The organism is Mycobacterium scrofulaceum, from assembly GCF_001667885.1.
Taxonomy (GTDB): Bacteria; Actinomycetota; Actinomycetes; order Mycobacteriales; family Mycobacteriaceae; genus Mycobacterium; species Mycobacterium scrofulaceum_C.
Genome location: NZ_LZJW01000082.1, coordinates 1 through 842 on the forward strand (window position 1 = coordinate 1; position 842 = coordinate 842).

Annotated in this window: 2 pseudogenes; one reads left to right on the forward strand and one right to left on the reverse strand. The window is 69.7% G+C overall.

What is annotated here, in order from left to right:
- A pseudogene (locus tag A5681_RS12115) lies at positions 1-388 on the forward strand (hypothetical protein); the annotation flags it as partial.
- A gap of 4 nt (positions 389-392) precedes the next feature.
- Here A5681_RS12115 and A5681_RS27420 read toward each other — a convergent pair.
- A pseudogene (locus tag A5681_RS27420) lies at positions 393-842 on the reverse strand (hypothetical protein); the annotation flags it as partial.

An 842-nucleotide genomic window follows, 5' to 3' on the forward strand; every position in this document is an offset into this window, starting at 1 on the left:
GTCCGACGGCGGGGAGAACAAGCCGTCCAATCCCAGCGACCCGCACGACGGGGCCTACACGGCGGCGCGGCTGGCCCGGGACGAGGGCGTGCCCATCTCGACGATCTCGTTCGGCACCAAGACCGGCGAGATCGAGATGGACGGGCAGCGCGTCGCCGTCCCGGTCTCGACGGACCAGATGAAGACCATCGCCAAGCTTTCCGGCGGGCAGTCCTACACCGCCAGCAACATCGCCGAGCTCAACAAGAGCTACAACGCGATCGAGAAGGACATCGGCTATCGCACCGTGGCGGGGCCGGGCAGCGCCGGGTGGCTGCGCCTGGGCGTGATCACCGCCCTGATCGCGACGGCGTTGGCGCTGCTGATCAACCGGCGGCTGCCGGTCTGATCGCTCAGGACGGCAGCCGGCGGTTCAGGAACAGGCCGGCCAGGATCGCGCTCGCCAAGGCGACCGCCCCCAGCAGCATCCAGGCCAGGCTGGCCCCGCCACGGTGCGATAGCCGATGTCCTTCTCGATCGCGTTGTAGCTCTTGTTGAGCTCGGCGATGTTGCTGGCGGTGTAGGACTGCCCGCCGGAAAGCTTGGCGATGGTCTTCATCTGGTCCGTCGAGACCGGGACGGCGACGCGCTGCCCGTCCATCTCGATCTCGCCGGTCTTGGTGCCGAACGAGATCGTCGAGATGGGCACGCCCTCGTCCCGGGCCAGCCGCGCCGCCGTGTAGGCCCCGTCGTGCGGGTCGCTGGGATTGGACGGCTTGTTCTCCCCGCCGTCGGACAGCAGCACGATGCGGGCCGGGGGCGGGGTGTCGCCGCCGGTGATGGCCAGGGCGCTCACCGCGTGC